Origin of the sequence: Flavobacterium johnsoniae UW101 (genome assembly GCF_000016645.1) — a bacterium.
GTDB lineage: Bacteria > Bacteroidota > Bacteroidia > Flavobacteriales > Flavobacteriaceae > Flavobacterium > Flavobacterium johnsoniae.
This window is the reverse complement of the sequence record NC_009441.1, coordinates 2,722,799-2,739,098: the sequence shown is the minus strand read 5'-3', so window position 1 is coordinate 2,739,098 and position 16,300 is coordinate 2,722,799. Positions and strand designations below refer to the sequence as shown.

General features: G+C 31.1%; 14 protein-coding genes and 1 pseudogene. 6 read left to right on the top strand and 9 right to left on the bottom strand.

Features of this window, described 5'->3' with window-relative positions:
• Window positions 1-80: 80 nt before the first annotated feature.
• Window positions 81-1,415 carry a PDZ domain-containing protein gene (locus FJOH_RS11830; RefSeq protein ID WP_012024338.1) on the bottom strand — a complete coding sequence of 445 codons (1,335 nt, stop codon included), beginning with the start codon at window positions 1,413-1,415 and terminating at the stop codon, window positions 81-83.
• Between the two features lie 123 nt (window positions 1,416-1,538).
• Between FJOH_RS11830 and FJOH_RS11825 the strand changes: the two genes are divergently transcribed.
• From FJOH_RS11825 to lgt, 6 genes are all read left to right on the top strand, one after another.
• A complete protein-coding gene (locus tag FJOH_RS11825) occupies window positions 1,539-2,735 on the top strand; it encodes a pyridoxal phosphate-dependent aminotransferase (protein WP_012024337.1) in 1,197 nt (398 codons plus the stop codon).
• Between the two features lie 186 nt (window positions 2,736-2,921).
• Entirely contained in the window at window positions 2,922-3,593 is a 672-nt protein-coding gene (gene folE / locus FJOH_RS11820) for a GTP cyclohydrolase I FolE (RefSeq protein ID WP_012024336.1), read from the top strand.
• 36 nt (window positions 3,594-3,629) lie between these two features.
• Window positions 3,630-4,019, top strand: coding sequence for a four helix bundle protein (locus tag FJOH_RS11815; protein ID WP_012024335.1), 390 nt, complete (start codon window positions 3,630-3,632; stop codon window positions 4,017-4,019).
• Between the two features lie 58 nt (window positions 4,020-4,077).
• Entirely contained in the window at window positions 4,078-5,556 is a 1,479-nt protein-coding gene (cysS, locus tag FJOH_RS11810; RefSeq protein WP_012024334.1) for a cysteine--tRNA ligase, read from the top strand.
• Window positions 5,557-5,578: 22 nt separating this feature from the next.
• Window positions 5,579-5,818, top strand: coding sequence for a membrane protein insertion efficiency factor YidD (gene yidD, locus FJOH_RS11805; RefSeq protein ID WP_012024333.1), 240 nt, complete (start codon window positions 5,579-5,581; stop codon window positions 5,816-5,818).
• Window positions 5,819-5,886: 68 nt separating this feature from the next.
• Entirely contained in the window at window positions 5,887-6,819 is a 933-nt protein-coding gene (gene lgt / locus FJOH_RS11800) for a prolipoprotein diacylglyceryl transferase (RefSeq protein WP_012024332.1), read from the top strand.
• A 192-nt stretch (window positions 6,820-7,011) separates the two neighbouring features.
• Here the strand turns inward: lgt and FJOH_RS11795 are convergent.
• The 8 genes and pseudogenes from FJOH_RS11795 to FJOH_RS11760 all read right to left on the bottom strand — a co-directional run bounded on the left by FJOH_RS11795 (window position 7,012) and on the right by FJOH_RS11760 (window position 16,196).
• Window positions 7,012-7,244: pseudogene (locus FJOH_RS11795) on the bottom strand (hypothetical protein).
• A gap of 492 nt (window positions 7,245-7,736) precedes the next feature.
• Window positions 7,737-8,906, bottom strand: coding sequence for a hypothetical protein (locus FJOH_RS11790; RefSeq protein WP_012024331.1), 1,170 nt, complete (start codon window positions 8,904-8,906; stop codon window positions 7,737-7,739).
• Window positions 8,907-8,909: 3 nt separating this feature from the next.
• A complete protein-coding gene (locus FJOH_RS11785) occupies window positions 8,910-10,172 on the bottom strand; it encodes a hypothetical protein (RefSeq protein WP_235023083.1) in 1,263 nt (420 codons plus the stop codon).
• Window positions 10,173-10,227: 55 nt separating this feature from the next.
• Window positions 10,228-11,421, bottom strand: a complete 1,194-nt coding sequence (locus tag FJOH_RS11780) for a hypothetical protein (protein WP_012024329.1) — start codon at window positions 11,419-11,421, stop codon at window positions 10,228-10,230.
• On the bottom strand, window positions 11,408-13,771 hold the full coding sequence (locus tag FJOH_RS26810) for a peptidoglycan DD-metalloendopeptidase family protein (protein WP_012024328.1): 2,364 nt from the start codon (window positions 13,769-13,771) through the stop codon (window positions 11,408-11,410). The genes FJOH_RS11780 and FJOH_RS26810 overlap by 14 nt, the downstream gene beginning before the upstream one ends.
• A gap of 17 nt (window positions 13,772-13,788) precedes the next feature.
• A complete protein-coding gene (locus tag FJOH_RS11770; RefSeq protein WP_012024327.1) occupies window positions 13,789-14,268 on the bottom strand; it encodes a DUF4280 domain-containing protein in 480 nt (159 codons plus the stop codon).
• Between the two features lie 18 nt (window positions 14,269-14,286).
• On the bottom strand, window positions 14,287-15,150 hold the full coding sequence (locus FJOH_RS11765) for a hypothetical protein (RefSeq protein WP_012024326.1): 864 nt from the start codon (window positions 15,148-15,150) through the stop codon (window positions 14,287-14,289).
• Between the two features lie 47 nt (window positions 15,151-15,197).
• Window positions 15,198-16,196, bottom strand: coding sequence for a TssN family type VI secretion system protein (locus FJOH_RS11760; RefSeq protein ID WP_012024325.1), 999 nt, complete (start codon window positions 16,194-16,196; stop codon window positions 15,198-15,200).
• Window positions 16,197-16,300 lie beyond the last annotated feature (104 nt).

Sequence of the window (16,300 nt, the reverse complement as noted above, 5' to 3'; positions counted from 1 at the left end):
TAATTTTCTTATTAATTTTTTAAATATATAGATATTAAGATGTAAATATTTTTTCGTATTGAAAAATCATAAAAAAGAAACTACAATTCATCTTCAAGCTTAAATCTAAACTTTAAAATCAGACTGTTTCTTTCTACTTCTATCGTGATCCATATATCATGTTCAGATTTTAAAAGCTGGTTAATCTGCTGTAAAGAATATTTATAAGGTCTTTCGTTGTTAATACTTACAATAATATCACCTTTTTGTAAACCGCTTTTTTCAGCCGCAGAAAATTTTCTAATATTAACAATTTCATAAATTGGTTTTAAAGAAAATTTATATCTGAAATTTCCTCCGCTGCCATTATTATTTGCTGCCATTTCGGCCTCGCTCAATGATCCTGCAACCTTGACAGTTTCTAAATGAACTGTTTCCTGAACCCATTGCAAACCGTTGTGCTGAATTGTTATACCGCTTTTATTATAGGTAAAAGGTTCAGAGAATTTATTATTTTTTTTCAAATACAGCTTCTGGTTCTTGTAGTCTAAAACAACTGTAAATCGTTTTAATACTTCGCCCCCTACTGAACCTATTCTATCCGGTACCATTTTTACATTTCGAATTGATGATGAATCCGGAAATGCTACTATTGGTTTTTTAAAATCAAACTCATCAATTGAAAACATTTTTATTCTGGCACGATGTCCTTCAATATCACCGCTGAAACCTTTTCCTAAAAAATCTGGAAAGTTCTTTTTTGGAAGCTTTATTTTATTGTTTTCAAAAATCCAGAAAGCATCACTATTGCCTATATCAATGAGCAGTTTAGCTTTAATATCTACACTGTCAACTACAGCATTTGTATAAATATAAGGTTTCGATTTTTCGATTGTAATAGGAATAGATTTAAACTTATTGTTGAGTCTTCTCCTAATAGATTCATTGTCGGTATGAACCGTAATTTTCTTTTTTTCGTAATTAACTTCAATCAAATTATTCTTAAAAAATTTATAGCCTATAATACCGTTAACCGGAATACCAATATGAGATGAAAGATTAAAACTCTGATCTAAAATTACAAACAACATATGATTGTCTGATCTTAACCCATGCGTTTCAAAAGTATTTTTTGTTGATTTCAAACCTTCAATTTCATTTTCAGATCCTAACCCTCTAAGTTTGATTTTTTCGACATTATTGAATTTAACTTCCTGCATTTCATCCATACTAAACAAAATGGTTTCTTCGACACCTGAATCTAATAGAAAATTCAGTTCTATTCCGTTTACTTTTATCGGAATAAAAATGAGGTTGTTTATCAATTTAAAAGGGATTACAGCCTTTTTTTTATTGTTCTCAATAGTGAAACTATCTTGAGCTTTTAAGCAAAAAGGCAGCAATAAGCCAAAAAACAGGGCTATATATTTTTTCATTGGCAATATTTTATTATAAAATTAGCAAATATATTTATTATTGTTACATTTTTATAAGTACTCGTATTGTTTACGTTAATTTCGAAAAAAAAATGCAAATTTGCACTTCAATAATTTATACTCATGCCAACAATTTCTCAAAAGGGCAGAAACATGCCTGAATCACCGATACGCAAGCTGGCTCCTTATGCTGATTTAGCAAAGAAAAAAGGACACAAGGTGTATCACTTAAACATTGGTCAACCGGATATCAAGACACCGGAAGTGGCCATCGAGGCGGTAAAAAATATTGATTTGAGTATTATAGAATACAGTCCGTCTGCCGGATATGAAAGCTATAGAAAAAAATTAGCTCATTTTTACCAGCGCCAAAATGTAAACGTTAACACAGAAGACATCATTGTTACAACTGGTGGTTCTGAAGCCTTACTTTTTGCACTGGCCACAATTACAGATCCAGGAGATGAAATCATTATCCCGGAACCATTTTATGCTAATTATCATGCATTTGCATCTTCTACAAGTGCAACTGTAGTGCCTCTTGTTTCTACTATTGAAACGGCTTTTGCACTGCCAAGTATTGACGAAGTAGAAAAGTTAATTACGCCAAAAACAAAAGCTATTCTGATTTGCAACCCTGGAAATCCGACTGGATATTTATATTCTGAAACAGAAATTAAACAATTAGCAGAATTAATTAAAAAACATGATTTATATTTAATTGCTGACGAAGTTTACCGCGAATTTTTATATGATGGAGATGATGTGCATTTTTCTGTAATGAATCTGGAAGATGTACAGCAAAACGTAATCATGGTAGATTCTGTTTCTAAACGTTACAGTATGTGCGGTGCCAGAATTGGATGTTTGATTACTAAAAATAAAGATGTTCTTGCAACTGTTATGAAATTTGCTCAGGCGCGTTTAAGTCCGCCAACAATTGAGCAGATTGCCTGTGAAGCAGCTATTGATACGCCGCAAAGTTATTTTGACGAAGTAATTGGCGAATATAAAGAACGTCGTAACACCTTAATTTCTGAATTAAATAAAATTGAAGGTGTCATTGTAACGAAACCAAAAGGTGCTTTTTACTGTATTGCCCAGCTGCCAATTGAAGATTCTGATGATTTCGCTCAATGGCTTTTAGAAAGTTATAATTTAAACGGCGAAACTGTTATGATCGCACCCGCAAAAGGATTTTATTCTACTCCGGGAATGGGATTGAATCAGGTGCGAATTGCATACGTTTTAAACAAAAAAGATCTAATTACAGCAGTAAACATCTTAAAAGAGGCTTTATTGGTGTACAACAATAGATAAAACAAACTAAACTTAAACTCTCAAAAGACAATAACGATTCCTGTTATTGTCTTTTGTATTTTGGAACAATTTTAAATTATATCTAAAAAGGATCGATTAAATAATAAAAACGATAGAAAAGGTTTCCCATTTATTAATTATCTTTACCGCCTTAAAAAGATATACCCATTATAATAGTAGTTTTTAATGATAAATAACGAAGATTTTTTAGACGAAATAGGTGACAGTCATTTCAGCAGTAATGCAAAAAACCCTTTAAGAGAGGATGCTTTTGATATAACTGATGAAGAAAAAATAGAAAAAATTAAAAAAGATGTTGAAAACATTCTTCAGACTCTTGGAATGGATTTAACAGATGACAGCATAAAAGGTACTCCAAACCGAGTAGCTAAAATGTTTGTAAAAGAAATTTTTGGAGGTTTAAATCCTGCAAAACAGCCAAAAGCCTCAACTTTTGACAATAATTACAAATATGGCGAAATGCTGGTAGAAAAAAACATTACCGTTTATTCTACCTGTGAACACCACTTACTGCCAATTATAGGACGTGCTCACGTTGCTTATATTTCAAGCGGAAGAGTTATTGGTTTATCAAAAATGAACCGTATCGTTGAGTATTATGCTAAAAGACCTCAGGTACAAGAGCGTTTAACAATGCAGATTGTTCAGGAACTTCAAAAAGCTTTAGGAACAGAAGATGTAGCCTGCGTTATCGATGCAAAACACCTTTGTGTTAACTCAAGAGGAATCAAAGATATCGAAAGCAGTACTGTAACTTCTGAATTCGGCGGAAAATTCAAAGATCCTCAAACAAAAAGAGAATTTCTTGATTACATTAAACTAGATACACAGTTCTAAAAGTTTATTGTTTTTAGTTAATAGTTTATTGTTCTTATGGCGAAAATTGAAAAATTTGAAGATCTGGAAATCTGGAGACTTGCTCGAGAAATTTGTCAGCAAATTGAATTTCTAATTCAAAATACGAATCTAAAAACAAACTATTCTCTTAAAGATCAAATTGACAGAAGTTCTGGTTCAGTTATGGATAATATAGCCGAAGGATTTGAGCGAAACGGAAATAGAGAATTCATTAATTTTCTAAGTATTGCGAAAGGATCTATTGGAGAAGTAAAATCACAATCATACAGAGCATTTGATAAAAAATTGATCAGCGAAGAACAGCATTTAAAATTAAATGAAATGGCTGAACTTGTAAAAAACAAAATTGGAGCAATGATGAACTATTTAAACAAATGTGAAATCAAGGGTCTAAAATTCAAATAAAATTTGCAACCAAAACAATAAACAATAAACCACGAACAACAAACAATTAAGTAAAAATATGCCACTATACAGCAGTCAGCCACTAAAAATATACAATTCACTTTCGGGTGAAAAAGAAAATTTCAAACCAATCCATGAAGGAAATGTTGGAATGTATGTTTGTGGACCAACGGTTTACAGCAATGTGCATTTAGGAAACGTAAGGACTTTTATGTCTTTTGACGTGATTTTCAGGTATTTTTTACACCTTGATTATAAAGTTCGTTACGTTCGAAATATTACTGATGTTGGTCATATTGTAGATGATGTTGATGAAGGAGAAGATAAAATTGCCAAAAAAGCACGTTTAGAGCAGTTAGAACCAATGGAAGTTGTGCAGCGTTATACTGTTGACTTTCATGACATTTTAAAAGCTTTCAACTTTTTACCGCCAAGTATTGAGCCAACAGCAACCGGACATATTATTGAACAAATCGAAATTATCAAAAAAATTATCGATACCGGAATTGGTTACGAAGCCAACGGATCTGTTTATTTTGATGTTGTAAAATATAACGAAACCAATAATTACGGCGTTTTAAGCGGCAGAAACATCGAAGATATGCTGGCGAATACCCGTGATCTTGACGGACAGTCAGACAAAAGAAATCCGCAGGATTTTGCACTTTGGAAAAAAGCAGAACCGGAACATATCATGAGATGGCCTTCACCTTGGAGTGATGGTTTCCCTGGCTGGCACTTAGAATGTACTGCAATGAGTACTAAATATCTAGGAAATCATTTTGACATTCACGGCGGCGGAATGGATTTGAAATTCCCTCATCACGAATGTGAAATTGCTCAAAACGAAGCCTGCACAGGACAATCGCCGGTAAATTACTGGATGCACACTAATATGCTTACGCTGAACGGAAAGAAAATGGCAAAATCTACCGGAAACAATATTTTACCGGGAGAAATTTTAAGCGGCGACAATACGATTTTAAGCAAAGCGTTTTCTGCATCAGTTACAAGATTCTTTATGCTTCAGGCACATTACAGAAGTATTTTAGATTTTTCTGATGATGCGATTACTGCTGCCGAAAAAGGATACAAAAGATTAATGGAAGCTCTTGAAGCTTTACCAGCAATAAAAGCAGGTTCTTCCAGCTCTGTTGATTTTGCAGCATGGAAACAAGCTTGCTATGACGCCATGAATGATGATTTTAACACTCCAATTTTAATTGCACAATTATTTGAAGCTGTTCGTTATATCAATTTACTAAAAGAAGGAAAAGAAACTATTTCTGCCGAAGATTTAAAATCTTTTTCAACTGCCATAAATGCGTTTGTTTTTGACGTTTTAGGTTTAAGCGATGAGAAAGCAGCAGACGGCAATAACGATAAATTAGAAGGTGTTGTAAATATGCTTATTGGAATGAGAAATCAAGCCAGAGCAGATAAAAATTTCGCACTTTCTGACCAAATCCGCGATCAGTTAATTGCGCTTGGAATTCAGTTAAAAGACGGCAAAGAAGGAACGAGTTTTTCAATTTAAGAAAGAAAAAATCTAATAAATCATGAAAGTCATTACGCCATTTGTTTTATTAGTACGCTTTTATCAAACTGCGATTTCACCTTTTACACCTGCTTCATGCAGATTTGAACCTACGTGTTCAACGTACATGATTCAGGCGCTGCAGATTCACGGATTATTTTACGGAGGCTATTTGGGAATGAAACGAATTTTAAGCTGTCATCCGTGGGGAAGGACAGGTTACGATCCCGTTCCAGAAAAGAAATGTTCACACAAACATTAACTTTTTATAAAGATTTGCTCCGCTTTTAATATCTATTTTTACAAAATATAATAAAAAAATTACCTTATATGACACATCCTTTAAACATCGTTTGGAATCCTTCAGAAGGAATTGATTTAGGATTTTTTATGATTCGCTATTACAGTTTAATGTTCGTAATTGCTTTTGGTTTAGGCTGGTACCTAATGAAAAAGATTTTCGAACGCGAAAATGAGCCAATCGACAAATTAGATTCTTTATTTGTCTGGACTGTTTTAGCAACGTTAATTGGAGCTCGTTTAGGACATGTTATATTTTATGACTGGGAATATTTTAGAAATCATTTACTTGAAATCTTTTTACCTTTCAAATTCGAACCAAAATTCGAATTCACAGGATTTCAGGGCTTAGCAAGTCACGGTGCAGCGATTGCTATTATACTGGCAATGTATTACTACAGCAAAATGATCTTAAAACGTCCGTTATTATGGATTTTAGACCGTGTAGTTATTCCGGTTGCCAGTGGTGCTATTTTTGTTCGTTTAGGAAACTTCATGAACTCAGAAATTATTGGCCACGAAACTACTTCTGCTTTTGGAATTCGTTTTTTACATGACCAGTTCAGCAAAGCAGAAGCTGTAAACGCAACACAAATTGCTAATCCAAAAGAGGCTTACAATGCCATTGCAACAAACCCAAAATTTGCTGATTTATTAGCTCAGGTTCCTGCCAAACACCCAACTCAATTGTACGAAGCATTCTGCTATATTTTTGTCTTTGCTATTTTGTTTTTCTTGTACTGGAAAACCAATGCAAGACTTAAATCAGGATACCTATTTGGATTGTTCCTTGTTCTTTTATTTGTAGTTCGATTTATTGTAGAATTTGTAAAAGAAAGCCAGGGCGGTATCGAAGAAGAATTAGGCTTATTCTCAACCGGACAATGGTTAAGTATTCCTTTTATTATAATTGGTCTTTTCTTTATCATTAGAGCACAAAGAAATCCTTTAGCAGCTTCATAGTTTACAATAGAAACTTTTAAAAATAATAAAGTCCAGTATATTTATTTATACTGGACTTTTCTTTTATAATAAATCTTAAAAGATATATCCCCTATTAACTATTATCTACGGTAATTTTTAAAGCATAAAACAAAACCTCTTTAATCTTAAAGATCAAAAAGGTTTTAAGTTTTAAAAACATAAATAAAACGATTATTCTACATCCAAATAGGGATTCAATATCTCCGCTAATTCATTAAGCCAATAGAAACTGTTTTCGAGTTTATTGATTTCTTGTTGAAGGGTTTCATTTTCCCTGATCAAACCTAGAGCAAGGACAAAATTAACTTGTCTGATTGCTTTTGCCATTTTTTCGGGATCAACTGTCGTGTTGAAAAAGTGAGTAATCTTTTTTCAGTTTCTTTTGAAAGGGTGTTTGTACTCATAACTCTGTAATTTAAGGAAATATAAAACCCGTACAGCTACAGGTGTCCTACGCTTACAGAAGCGTTGCAGTTGTTTCCAATACCGCCACCATATCGCACGGGCAAAAGTTTTTTCGATTTCATGATTCTGTAATTTAGGACTGCAAATATATCAAAAAAACGCCAGCTTCAATAAGTGAGAAAAGTATTCTGTTTTGTAAAAAGACTTTTATTTTGAATGGTCATAAAATTAAAAACCCTCGACTTTAAATAAGTTCAAGGGTTTTAAAATTTTAATTATTTGCACTAAAAAACTATGATTCTCATACTGGCCCGAGCGTATCCGCTCATGAACACAATCTAAATTAATTTTACAAATTAATCTAAAACTAATTATCACGAACGAGACGGTCGTTAGCGGTATTGACTATTTTTTCATCATTTACTTTGTCTTTGCAGCTTAAAAAAAAATGTAAAAAAACAAAGTAGTAGTAAGACATGTTTTTTCATAATCTAGAAATCTTCACCTCTTTTAATTTTATCTACATCAATTTCATTAATAGTATCCTCTAAAACCTGCTTCATGTTCTTTATACCAAAATAATTATTCTTTACAATAATATCTTCAATTTCGGGATGCTCAACAAGCAAATCATATAATGCAGATCCCGCATTACTCCATAATCTAGGATTTTCTGATTTATATTTCGCAATTGCCGGTACTTCTATACTTGCGATTACAGAAGCAATATGAGCTTTTTCAACATCATTAAACATTTTAAAAGGACTTTCGCTTCCAAATTTTTCGCTCAAATTTTTTTCATACAAAGCGAAGCTATAATAACTTAAAGCATATATAAATCTATTATCATTTACTGTCGTATTATTTTTAACATAATCAACTAGACCTTGTCTAATACAAAAATTATTATTTAAATCTTTTGTAAAAAAAACAGTACCAATAAATTGCTTCTCGGTAGGTTGAGAATCATTGTACATTTCATAATAATCTTCTAATAATAGCTTGTTTATTCTAGGTTCTTTATCATAACCTAAAGAATTAACCAAACTTTTTAAGAAATCCTGATCATTAACAAGAAGCCAGTCTAAATCAGCTTTACTATCATTAAATAGGTATTTGTTTCTTGCAATGATATTATGAGGTATAGCAATTGAGTAACTATCATCCTTATTTACTTTTATAACATCTCTCAAAAACAACATTGGAATCATGAAATTATATTTATTAATCACGAATTGATTGTCTGTTAAATCAAAATCAAATTCATGCTCATTAAGAGTATTGGTAGTCCTATCTAAAGTATTTGCAAAAATTGTAGTAAAAGCATCATATTTTTTGATTTTATTATTTTTTACTAACTCTTTTATTCTATTTTCAAACTCACCATTTGGTAAAATTTTATATCCTGTATTTTTCAAACCCCATTCTACAAACGGCATAAGAACAAGAAGATCTTTTTCTGTAGGAAGATAGGGATCGTCAGGGCGGTAATCTATATAGTTTGCATTTTTCTGGAGCTTTATTAAGTTTTTTATTTCTGCAACATCAATATTTAAAGTATCTTTTTTTTGAATGTAGACTATTTTTTCATCATTTACTTTGTCTTTACAGCTTAAAAAAAATGCAAAAAAACAAAGTAGTAGTAAGGCATCTTTTTTCATAATCTAGAAATCTTCACCTCTTTTAATTTTATCCACATCAATTTCATCAATAGTGTCCTCTAAAACCTGCTTCATGTTCTTTATACCAAAATAATTGTTTTTTATTATAATATCTTTTATTTCAGGATGTGCCACAAGAAGATTATAAAGTGCTGATACCACATTATTCCATAATTCCGGATTCTCTGATTTATACTTTACAATTGCAGGAACCTCAATACTTGCAATTACAGCAACAATATGAGCTTTATCTACATCATTAAACATTTTAGCAGGATCATCGCTTCCATAAATTTTATTCAAATTATCGCCATATAAAGCATAAGAATAATCGTCTAAAGCATATAAAAGTCTATTATCATTTACAGTAGTATTATTTTTCACATAATCAATCAAACCTTGCCTAATACAAAAATTATTATTGAGATCTATTGTAAAGAAAAATGCTCCTATTTTTTCTTTTTTAGAAGGCTTTGATGTACTAAGCATTTTATAATAATCTTCCAACAACAATTTATTTATTCGGGGTTCTTTATCATATCCTAAAGAATTAACTAAACTTTTTAAAAAATCCTGATCATTAACAAGAAGCCAGTCCAAATCAGATTTGCTGTCATTGAATAAATATTTATTTCTTGCAATTATATAATGAGGAACACTAATTGAATAGCTGTTATCTTTTTTAATTTTTATAACATCTTCCAAAAACAGCATTGGAGTCATAAAATTATATTTTTTAACAGCAAATTGATTATTTAAATCAAATTCAAATTCATTTAATGTTTTATCCGTCCTATCCAGTTTATTTAAAAAAATTGTAGTAAAAGAATTGTAGTTTTTGGTTTTATTATCTTTTACAAGATTTTTTATTCTGCTTTCAAACTGATTACTTGGTAAAGTTTTATAGCCCGCTTTTTTTAATTCCTGCTCCACAAATGGAATAAGAATCAGAAGATCTTTTTCTGTAGGGAGATAAGGATTATCAGGACGGTAATCTATATAATTTGCATTTTTCTGAAGCTGTATTATTTTTTTTATTTCTGCTACATCAATATTTAAACTATCTTTTTTTTGATTGTTGACTATTTTTTCATCATTTACTTTGTCTTTACAGCTTAAAAAAAATGTAAAAAAACAAAATAGTAATAAATTATATGTTTTCATAAAATATCTATTTTTTATCTTGTTTGAATATGTACCCAACAGTATACTCTCATGTGTTAATTGATGAAATCTATTAAGAATTCCAAAAATTAAAATCTTCAACTAATTCTTTGCCTTGAATAATCAATTACAACAATTTTACACTCATAAAGTTTATTTATCCCTTACACTTCTCTAAAATAGTTTCAGAATTATAGTCTTCAAATAAAATATTTCCGAAATTTTTCACTTCATAATTATAGCTTTTTTCGCTCTCATTTTCTCCACTCCTTGAAGTTTCAATTCTAGTATATTTATAAAGAATAATTTGATTGATCTCTCTAAAAAACTTAAATGTCGTGTATTCTTTAACCGTTGAATAACCATCACTATTTACTTGTTCTATTGTAAAAAAATTGTCTTTTATTTTAATATCATTAAACCCAACTGCAACATTACCTATATAGTGTTTTACAATAATATTTTTATTTTGATATAATTTTCCTAAAATAGAAACACAAACAATAGATTCTTCGTAATCACTTGGCTTGAAATTTTCAGCTAATTCATTAGAAAAAACAAGTATTTTATCTTGAATTTTATCATCATTAAGATCACAGTTCTTGTCAAAAATAATTTTGAACCCTTCCTTTTCGATTCTCTTTTCAAATTCTTCAAGAAAAGACTGATGATCAGAATTATCTTTTTCAAATAATAAAACTTTATCTATATATTTTTTTATTTCTGTTTCCTGTAATAGTTCATAAGATTTGGAGTTTTCAAAATTTAAGTTGGTCTTTTTTGAAGCATCAAAAAAAGTTAAAAAATATTTATTGGATTTTTTATTTGCTTCAAAAGAGCCTTTCTTCCATTCTTCATTTAATTTTTCAAAAGGTATTTTATTTAAATCTTCATTCTTTATATTGGAATTATTAGAATATGAAAAATGACTCTTATCAAATTCATAAACAATCAAATTAGGAAACTCCTCTGTATAACCTGGCAATAATAATAATCCATTAGAATTACTCTCATCAAATAATAATCTAATTCCATCATAGTTATCAGGCAAATATTCAAAATTGAATAAAATTTGTTTCCAATTAGAAACAATGTTATCATCTACAATAAATTGTAACAATGTAATGTCTTCAATAAATCTAAACTTAAGTTTAAAATTCTTATATCTAATATTTAATTCTTTTACACCATCTCTTTTCTCATATTTTTTTGTAAAAACCACTTCTTTATATTTTTTAGTAGTCTCTATTTTAATATTTGAAATCACACTTTTGTTATCATCCTTACAATTTATCATTGTAAGGAAACAAATAAATAATAAAGCAAATTTTATCAATTTAATCTTTTCCATTAATCTCTATGGTTTTTCCTTTTTCTGATATTTTCTTTTGTAAGTCTTTTTCTTGTTTTGATTGTTCTGATGCACCTTTAAAGTGCACATAAAACCCAGGATTACATCTGTAATTCAATCCCATTCCAACTGCATATACAGTAGTAAAAATCTCAAAATGTAAATGCGGTGCACATGTACCAGAATCTACACCTGAAACTCCACTATGGGCAATAATTTTCCCAGCTTCAACCTTTTGTCCTTTAGTTACCAATACTTTTCGCAAATGAGCATAGAATAGAAATATGTCTTGATTTTTATCAAAATATTCTCCCTGAATTTTTTCTCCTTCAACTGAATATAATATCTTATATTCTCTTCTGCGATTATAAAAAGCCTCCTTATCTGTTACTTTAATTGTAACCGTTTTTCCATACCCTGAATGGGTTTCAATTTTATATACTTCACCCTCAACGCAAGAATATACGTTACTTCCTAGTTCAACAAATAAATCCAACCCTTGATGCACACTACCATTTCTTGTATTTCCGAATAAGCCCCAATGTTCCCCAGATTTTCCACCATTCCCACTTTGTGTATAAAGAGTTGACATAGGATTATCTACTGGCTCATGCCATTTGCGTGATATATTTTTATTCCACTTACATGTATTTATTAAAAATTCTTTGGAAGTAATATTTGTAAAAACATCTTGTTTTTCTTCATAATTTGAAGAATCATTTCCATTTTTATCTTTTACTTTAACATTATTCCCAACTTGAGGGCAAATTTTTCCTTTTACATCCGTCGTCCCATTTGCAATTGTATTTAACCCCTTCCATTTAAAAAAAGCCATAGAAGATAAAACTGCAACTCTTATATCTGTTCCTACCAATTCTGGATAGTTAACAATATCAGATCCTATTTTTAATGTATAAGAATTTGCATATTCATAACCACCTCTTCCTGTCAATTGCAATAATCCTCTTCCTCTAAAATCCCATCCATCATTACCTCCTTTATTCCCTAAGCTCTTACCTGTTTTATAATCTGGCATATAAGCCCAATTAGCAATATTTTTTTCATTTTCTGGAGTAACGTCAACTGCTTGTGGATCTTTTCTATTTTTAATTTTTCGCCCCCATTCTTTTGCCTTTTTCTTGCCTTCCTCAGTTTGAAATTTGCCAAAAGTATCAATCAAGTCTTGAAAGTACCAATTAAAACTTTCTCCATTTTTTAGTTTCATTTGTAAGCCACTCTCTACAACTGCCTGCGCAAAAAAGTGCGCTTTGTTCCAGCAGGTATCCATACCCAGCTCTTTCATATACTTTGTATATATTGCGCCAACAGTTTCTAAAATAGTCAGATCTGTTTTTGTAAATATTTTTTTTAATTGTCCTGCCTTTACAGCAGCAATACAATTTGGGCATTCTCCATCTTTATGATTCTTATTCCAAATAGAATCCTCACCGCCCACCATCATAAAACTATTAATCTTTTCCCAGACAGGATTTTTTGAGATTTCATTTTTCACAACAATTTTCTGTTCATGATAATCCTGAACTTTTTTGTCTGACAGGGCTATCTTTTTGGTTTCTTTTTTAGACGGTCCTTTTTGCTCTGCCGGAGTTTGTTTTTTTGCTTCTGGTTCTTTTTTATAATCAGGGTTTGGCACATTGGTATTTTTACTGGCAATTCTTTTAGAGACTTTTTCAAAAATTTCTGCTGTTACATAATATTCATGAAATTCTCCTTCGTTTTCATCTCCGGGAGCCAGTTTAGCATTTGCAAGCCATTTATGACTTGGATCCAGATAAAAAGCAACATCGGCTTGTCCGTTTTTTACTGCTCCTTTTTTCTGTTCTATTTTTAGATTTGTTGTGTTTTTTTTGCCTTTATCGCCGTCGTCTTCCCATAAAGTTACCTTTACAGGCATCAGCTCCATATCAACACAATGTACACGCGCAATAATCCAGTCGCCATAAGCAAATGGTCTGGCGGGTTTGTTGTAATTGTTGTCTAATAAATCTACATGCAGTATTTTTCCCTTAGATGCTTTTTGTGTTACAATATCAAGGACAGCTTTTTCGCCATTGGCTTCAACAAGCATTCTAATGCCTTTTCTAGTTAAGCTTTTTTGAGAAAAAGTGTAAGGCACTGTTAAGCCGGTTTTATTATTTTCTGTAGCTTTTTTCCAGCTTTTTCCATACAATACCCAGATACTCCATTTTACCTGATTATCTGATATGCTTTCAAAATTTGGTTCGTTGAATTGAGTAGAAGCTGAATTTCCAAAAAGATCATTAATTGAATAAAATTCTTTAGTACCAACCACAGGATTGGCTTTTCCAAATATTTTTAGTTTTGCCATAATTTTTCTTATTTTATTTAAAAACAAATACCGTTTTCATCTAAATCGTCGGGATTTAACAGCGGATTTATTTGTTTTACTGCATCACGATCTGCTTTTTGCATCTGCCCGCTTCCTACTTCGGCTGTTTGTCCGTGTTTAAAAATTTCAATACAGCCCGGTCCGCCTATATTACATGCTGCTTTACTGTCTTCGGTTAAAATTTTACCCTGATTGCTTAGTGTAATTTTTTCATAAGGATTATCCCATTTTAGCGGCAATGCAACACAAGGAACATTCCCGCCTGATGTTGGCTGCAAAGTGCATTTGCCAAATGTGCCTTTCTTTAAGGTTTGATTGACTTCTTTGGTTGTGGCAATAAGTTTTTTATTAGCTCCTTTATCATTTGCAAAATGCTTTTTCTGCGATTTTACCAGTAAAATATCAGTGGCTTTTGTGTCTTCACTAAACTTACACTTGCACAAAGCACCGTCTACAACAACATATTTTGAACTCATAATGAATATTTTTTTATTTTATATTAAAAGTGATATACCTGAATCAACAAAAATTTCACTTTCGTCCAGATTTTTAACCTCTATTGTATTTCTTTGATCTATATCCTCAAAATCACATTCTAAATGCAAATACTCAATGATATAATTATTAGGATTTAAAAAATATCCTGCTGTATAGTTTCCATTCAAATATTCACTTTCTGATTCTCCTGTTTGAGTTACTTCTATTTGGTTTAAGTCATTTAAATAAGGATTTACTTTTTGAACAATCGAAAATTCAATATCCTCAACTTCGGCAGCAACAGGAAAATACAAGGTTCTTTCTCTTTCAAACTTTCGGGTATAGGCTCTGTGTATTCCATTAAAATAGGCTCTTAAAAACCAATTTCCGGAAATTAATCCTACTAGAGATTTGTCATCTTCGATAGCATTTTCGATATTTTGGGCTAACATCTCAAAGGTTTTTCCATCAAATAGTTCTTTAATGGCTTCTTTTTGATTTTCCCAGCGTTCTTTTAGTTTATAGTAACTATTTATGTCTACCCATTTTCCGTATTTGTTTACCACGATTCTTAAGGGATACAGCAGTTCGGCAGTTTTTTCAGCCACTTTGTAAGCTCTTGAATCTACGGGTTTTCCATCAACCAATAATTCTGATATTTTATCAATTTGAATAAAATGATATTTATTTTGACTGCTGTCAGGTTTTAATCTCCTTAAACTAAAATTTTGCTCAAAGGTTTCTTTTTTATCTCCTTTTTCGATTGTGTACAAAACTGAATACTCGTGATTGAGTTCAAGAGGCCGAAACGGCAGTATATAATCCTGGCTTACAAATAAAACCTGTTGTTTCTTTTTTTCTTTGTCTTCGTTTTTTTCCATATTCGTTAACGGCGGTTAAATTTTTAAATGTTTATTGATTCCAAAGATTATTTTATAGCTGCTTCCTTTTCTGTTTCTTTTAATTCGTCAAACTTTTCCTGATCAGCCCCCTCATTATGCGAATCGACACCATACAGTTTTTGATCTGTTTTTTTCTTTTTTTCCGGAGGTGCATTTTTCTCAATTTCACGCTGGCATATTACTACTGAGTTTTCTGTAATTTGATTCATTGCTCCATCGTATGCAGCATCTATATAGCGGGTGTTTTCATACCATTTAGACTGTAAATAAAATACCCAGTTATAGTCTTTTCCATCAGGCATCTGCAAATCGATATGTTCACCTTCGTTTTGCCTGTTATATCCTGCAACGGCAAGAAAAAACAAGCGTCCAAAACTTACTTTCACAGGGGCTTGTACTCTTATTGAAGTATATTCTGTATCATCGTAACTTTTCTTTATTAAAAAAGTAATCAATACAATAGCCTCCATTTCGTCGTCTTTTATTGCTGAATACGATTTTTCGGGGGTCCATGTAATATATTTTCTTGGCGGTATCAGCATCATAAAACAAAATACCATATAGATACAAGTTGGAATAACGAAGACCAAAAAATGCGCGCTCATTAAAAGCGTAAAATTTATTCCGTTTAAAAATGTATAAATAATGACAAATAAAATGCTTGAATACAGCGGAACGATAAAAGAAAATAGTAACTCAACACTATATTTTTTTAGATTAAACTCCTGAAAAAATTCACGATAGAACCATGCATGTAAACTTCCTAATAACAAAGAAGCTGCCTGATAAAAAATAAATTCATTTCTAAGTTCAATAAAGAGTTTATTGTATCCTAAAAATGCTATAAGGGTATAGATTAAAACAAATAATAAGATATATCCATAAAATTTCTTTTTGTACTTTTTCGCAAAATCTTCTACTTTATCACTAATCAGCAGGGTTAGAATAGCACACAGTGCCACAATTACAATTAAGAATACAATGAGCCTGATATCAATAAGACTCAATACATGTTTTTTTACCATTTCAAACTATCATATATAAATTCACTAAAACAAAATGTAGATTATAACCTACACTTTGTTATTGCGACTAATGTAGTCTTTTTATTTCATTTAAATAAAATAAT